Origin of the sequence: Roseobacter sp. (assembly GCF_024639605.1) — a bacterium.
Taxonomy (GTDB): domain Bacteria; phylum Pseudomonadota; class Alphaproteobacteria; order Rhodobacterales; family Rhodobacteraceae; genus Roseobacter.
In genome coordinates this window covers 1-5,686 of record NZ_JAHEHZ010000183.1, presented here as the reverse complement: position 1 = coordinate 5,686, position 5,686 = coordinate 1, and the positions used below count along the sequence as shown (strand labels likewise).

The window sequence follows — 5,686 nt, the reverse complement described above, 5'->3', positions numbered from 1 at the left end:
CGCCAGCAGCGGCGATGTCAGAGGCGACGATCCGGGGTTGCAGTCTGTGGCCACCGCCATCGGAACCGCGTAGTCGCGGAACGCCTGTATGGGGGGCATCTGCGTTTCGCGCAGCGTGTAGAAGGCACCGGGCAGCATGACCGCCACAGTGCCCGAGGCGGCCATTGCCTCCGCATCGGCGGCCTGCGCGTATTCGAGGTGATCGGCCGAGAGGGCACCGTATCCCGCGGCAAGTGTCGCACCACCCAGATGCGAAAGCTGCTCTGCATGCAGTTTCACCGGCAAACCGAGCGCCCGGGCAACATCGAAAACCCGGGTGATCTGCGCGGGTGAAAAGGCGATGCCTTCGCAAAAACCGTCCACGGCATCCACAAGGCCCTCTGCATGAGCCACGCGCAGGGTCGGGATGCACACCTCGTCAATATAAGCATCTGTGCGGCCGGCATACTCCGGGGGCAGGGCGTGTGCGCCGAGAAAGCTGGTGCGCACCCCGATGTCGCGCGCGCCGGCAATCGCCCGGGCAGCTCGCAACATTTTCAGCTCGGTCTGCGCATCAAGGCCATAGCCGGATTTGATCTCGATGAGTGTCACGCCTTCGGCGATCAGCTCATCCACCCGACGCAGCGCATCCTCAAGCAGTGCAATCTCAGTTGCTGCACGGGTGGCGCGCACGGTCGAGACAATCCCACCTCCGGCCCGGGCGATCTCGGCGTATCCGGCCCCGTTCAGCCGCTGCTCGAATTCCTCCGCACGGTTGCCGCCGAAAACGACATGCGTATGGCAGTCAATGAGTGCGGGGGTCAGCAAACGTCCACCCGCGTCATAGCCGTCCATATTGTGCAGTTCGTCCGGCATTTCTGCCACGGGCCCGGCCCAGATTATGCTGCCATCGCGCGCGGCGACAGCGCCATCGGCAATGAGACCAAATCCGCTGTCATCGCGCAGCGTGGCAAGAATGGCATTGGTAATGAGCATAAGACTCACTTGTTTTTGTGCGAGCTTGCTGATTTTATGTATGCACATAATAATTCTGTCAAGTGGAAGACTGATGCAGGAAATCTGGGCGGAGAAGGCGCTGTTACCGCAGGGATGGACCGAAGCGGTGCTTGTGGAAACCGACGCGCAGGGTCTTATTTTGCGCGTCACGACCGGAGCCGGGCCGCGTGGGCACAGGACCGGCATTCTGCTGCCGGCACCGGTGAATGTGCACTCACACGCCTTTCAGCGGGCGATGGCGGGGCTCACTGAGCGGCGCGGGCCGCAGGCCGGTGACAGCTTCTGGACCTGGCGGCAGCTGATGTACCGTTTTCTGGATCATCTCAACCCTGATCAGGTCGAAACACTTGCAGCCTTTGTTCAGATGGAGATGCAGGAAGCAGGTTATGCTGCCAGTGCGGAATTCCACTATCTGCATCACGGGCCGGGCGGGGTGCCCTATGACGCACCGGCCGAGATGTCAGAACGCATTGTGGCAGCAGCAGAAGAGAGCGGTATCGGACTGTGTCTGCTGCCGGTTCTCTACACGACAGGCGGCTGTGACGGACGACCTCTGGACGGAGGTCAGCGACGGTTCGGCAATGAATTCGATGCCTTTACACGGCTCTGCGAGGATGCGCGCCGGGCCATTGGGCATCTGCCGCAGGACGCGACCTTCGGGGTGGCGCCGCATTCGCTGCGCGCGGTGCGACCGGTCGATCTGCAGGCATGTGCTGATCTGTTCCCGGACGTGCCAATCCATATGCATCTGGCCGAACAGCGGGCCGAGGTGGCAGAGGTTGAAGCGGTACTCGGAGCGCGTCCGGTGGCCTGGATGCTGGACAATATGCCGCCTGATCCGCGCTGGTGTCTGATCCACAGCACGCAGATGACACCCGAAGAAACGACAGCACTTGCCGCCAGCGGCGCTGTGGCCGGTCTGTGCCCGATTACCGAAAGCAGCCTGGGTGACGGCATCTTTGACGGTGTTCGCTGGGCCGGGGCCGGGGGGGCTTTTGCTGTGGGTTCCGACAGTAACATCCGCATCTCGCTTGCCGAAGAATTACGAACGCTAGAGTACTCTCAGAGATTGCGTGACGGGAGCAGGGCGGCGCTGGCCACGCGTGAACATTCCGCCGGACGGCGCATCTTTGATGCGGTCTGTAGCGGTGGCGCCCGGGCTGTCGGGCGAACGAGCGGCGTCATTGCACAAGGGCATCAGGCCGATCTGGTGGCGCTGGATGCCTCATCGGTGCACCTGTGGGAACGCTCCGGCGATCAGATCACCGATGCCTGGATTTTTGCCGGCAATGATGCGCTGGTCACTGATCTTTGGTCGGCCGGCCGCCACATGGTCCGCGAGGGCCGCCACATCCACAAAGACCGGATCACCGCAGCTTATCTTAAGACGATGACAGAACTGAGAGATATCCTGTGACCGGGCCGGTTCTGCGCGACTGGCAGAGCGTGCGCGCGGAGGTGCTGCGGCGCATTCACGTCCGCGACTGGAAGCCCGGTGATCTGATCCCCAACGAGGCGGATCTGGCTTCTGAGTTCGGCTGTGCCCGCAGTACCGTGAACCGGGCGCTGCGCGATATCGCGCAAAGCGGTCTGCTGGACCGCCGGCGCAAAGCGGGCACACGGGTGGCGTCAAACCCCGTGGCCCGTGCAACCCTGAGCATCCCGGTGATGCGCGAAGAGATCGAGGGGGTCGGGCGCAAATACGGCTATCAGCTTTTGTCGCGCAGCACGGAAATACCGCCGGTTGCCGAAAGCGCTGCAATGCAGTTGACGCCGGACGACGCACTGCTGCACATCCGTGCGCTGCACCTGGCCGATGACAGGCCGTTTGCGCTGGAAAACCGCTGGATCGATCCCGGGGTGGTGCCTGGCGTAACCGACGCACCCCTTGAGAATATCAGCGCCAATGAGTGGCTGTTGCAAAACGCCCCCTATACCCATGGTGAGATTGCATTTTCCGCAACGGTGGCACAGGCGTCGGATGCGCCGCTTCTGGGGTGTGACACGGGTGCGCCTCTGTTCGTGACAGAGCGGCTGACCTGGGACGGAACGCGCGCCGTCACGCGCGTCAGGATCCTTTTTCCGCCGGGGTATCAGATGCGCACCGCACTCTGAGCGCTTCTGACCACTGCACTCAATAAAGTTACATTTTTACTTGATAACGGCACCTTAAAGGCTGAGGTTTAGGCATTGCCTGCATCAGGCGGGGATCGCATGCAACACAGCTATGACATCAGTCTCGGGTTTTCGGCTGCCGCACTCACGGATGCGCTGGTGGTGCCTGCGCTGTTTGTCGGCGTCGACCTGCGCGTGGTCTTTGCCAATGATCTGGCGTGCAGTGCGCTGCAGGTGGCACAGAATGCGCCGCTGACCGGCCGCCTTCTCAGTGATCTGGTCTGTGACGGACAGCTGCCGGATCCGGGCGGTATTCCGGGCTCTTACGATGACACTGACGCGCGGGGTGCTTCGGTTCTGACACTCCGGGTCGCGGGTGCGGCGCGGGTATTCCGCTGCACCCCGCTGCACGATGCGGGCGATGCTTTGCTGGGGTTTCTGCTGCAGTCAAAGCCGGATGTGGAAGCACCGGTGCTGATGCAGGACGACGTTTCGCTGGCCGAAAGCGAATGGCGCTGGAAAACGGCTGTGCTGAGCGCCAACCAGGCTGTCTGGGATCATGATTTCGAGCGAGACCGGCACTATGTTTCCGGCACCTGGAAAACACTGCGTGGTCTGACGGCGGGCGACGCGATCCCCGCCACGACAGAGGACTGGCTCAGAACGATCCATCCGCAGGATCTCGACCACATAAAGGAAGAACTGCGCCGGCTTGATGAAAATGAAACCGATGTTATCAATTACAAATTCCGCCAGAGGCACACTGCCGGCCACTGGGTCTGGTTTCTGAGCATCGGACGTGTGGTACGCCGCGACGCGGACGGGTTTCCCGCACGCATTATCGGAACTGATACCGACATCACCGATATCAAAACGGTCGAGATGGAAAGCAACCGGATGGCGCGTCGGCTCGAGACGGCGATGGACGCCGCCGGAATGGGCCGCTGGGAATTTGATATCGGCGCGACCGGGGCCTTCTGGGACGACCGCCTGCTTGAGATGTTCGGCATCACCGCAAAGGGTAATAAAGTGCCATCGACTGAATGGGCGCAAAGCATCCATCCCGACGATCGCGAGGAGATTACAACTCTGGCCGACCGCTGCATTGCAGCACGACGGGACATCGCCTGTGATTTCCGCCTCATCCGGCCCGACGGTGAGGAACGGGTAATCCGGACACGCGGAAAATATGTGACAGAGGCGGACGGTAATGGCCGCTATTATGGCGTGAATATAGATGTCACGCGGGATTATCAGCATGCGGGCGAACTTGAACAGGCGCGCGTGCGCCTTGAGCACGAAAGCCGCCACGACGCGCTGACCGGGCTGGCCAACCGCAGATACCTCGACGATGTTTTCAGCCGTCTCAGCGCAGGCGGGGACGAGGATGGCGTAAACCCCGCAGTACTTCATTTTGACATTGACCACTTTAAGCAGATCAATGACACGCTTGGCCACGATGCAGGCGATGCAACCCTGTGTCATGCCGCCCGGGTCCTCAAAGACGGCCTGCCGCCTGACACACTTGTGTCGCGTGTGGGCGGCGATGAGTTTGTTGCCCTCTTTGTGCGTTCGCCGGGCCGCGAAGAGCTGTGCCGGATTGCACGCGGCATTATCCGCCGGATGTCGCGCCCGTTTGTTTACGGATCCCAGCAGTGTAACATCGGCACCAGCGTCGGTATCGCTGTGTCCGAGAACTGCGCCGTGGCGGACACCGGCCTCTTTATAAACGCCGACCTGGCGCTTTATGCCGCGAAAAAAGCCGGTCGGGGGCGTTTCCGTTTCTTTGACGCCGAGATGAAAGAAGAGGCGCGGCGGCGGAAAAATTCTTTTGACGCGCTTGTGGCGGGTTTTGATCAGGGCGAGATCACCTGCCATTACCAGCCACAGTTTGACGCTCAGACGCTGGAACTGACCGGGCTTGAGGCGCTCGCCAGATGGGAAAGCTCAGAATTTGGTCTGATGATGCCGGATGAGTTCCTCAGTACGGCTGAAGACATGGGGCTGCTTGCGCAGTTCGACGAACTGGTGCTGAAAAAAGCGCTGGCCGATCTGCAGCGCTGGGAAGGGTTGGGGCTGACCGTCCCGGGCATTTCCGTCAATGTCTCTTCACACCGTCTCAATGATCCCAAACTCGGCGACCGGTTGCAGGAGATGGATCTGCCGGCGGACAAGCTGTCGTTTGAGCTGCTCGAATCGACCTACCTCGATGCAAAAAACGAGGTGATCGAGACCAACCTGCGTCTGATCGAAGAGTTGGGCATCGATATCGAGATCGATGATTTCGGCAGCGGACATGCCTCTATTGTCAGCCTGCTCCGCATCGCGCCCAAACGGCTTAAGATCGACCGTATGCTGGTGCAGCCGATTGTGGAATCGCACCGTCAGCGCGAACTGATCCGGACCATCGTTGGTATTGGCCGGATGCTCGATGTCCGGGTTGTCGCGGAAGGAGTGGAAACCGCCGCCCATGTGGCCCTGCTTCAGGAGATCGGCTGCTGTTATCTGCAGGGCTATGGCCTCGCACGACCCATGGATGCGGACAGCGTTACCGTATTTCTGGAAGATATCGCCC

4 protein-coding genes are annotated in these 5,686 nt (G+C 61.0%); 3 read left to right on the top strand and 1 reads right to left on the bottom strand.

Annotated features, from left to right (window positions below):
• On the bottom strand, positions 1-975 hold a 975-nt coding region (gene hutI, locus Q0M35_RS16805), incomplete at its 3' end, for an imidazolonepropionase (RefSeq protein ID WP_295317419.1).
• Between the two features lie 73 nt (positions 976-1,048).
• Here hutI and Q0M35_RS16800 point away from each other — a divergent pair.
• The 3 genes from Q0M35_RS16800 to Q0M35_RS16790 form a co-directional block, all read left to right on the top strand.
• Positions 1,049-2,413: a formimidoylglutamate deiminase gene (locus tag Q0M35_RS16800; protein ID WP_295317418.1), complete on the top strand. Its 1,365-nt coding sequence runs from the start codon at positions 1,049-1,051 to the stop codon at positions 2,411-2,413.
• Positions 2,410-3,111 carry a GntR family transcriptional regulator gene (locus Q0M35_RS16795; protein WP_295317417.1) on the top strand — a complete coding sequence of 234 codons (702 nt, stop codon included), beginning with the start codon at positions 2,410-2,412 and terminating at the stop codon, positions 3,109-3,111. Before Q0M35_RS16800 ends, Q0M35_RS16795 begins: the two co-directional genes overlap by 4 nt.
• 99 nt (positions 3,112-3,210) lie before the next feature.
• On the top strand, positions 3,211-5,686 hold a 2,476-nt coding region (locus tag Q0M35_RS16790; RefSeq protein ID WP_295317416.1), incomplete at its 3' end, for a GGDEF and EAL domain-containing protein.

Excerpts from the sequence above, each read along its gene's own strand:
- Q0M35_RS16800 (WP_295317418.1), top strand. The coding sequence starts at position 1,049 with ATGCAGGAAATCTGGGCGGAGAAGGCGCTGTTACCGCAGGGATGGACC.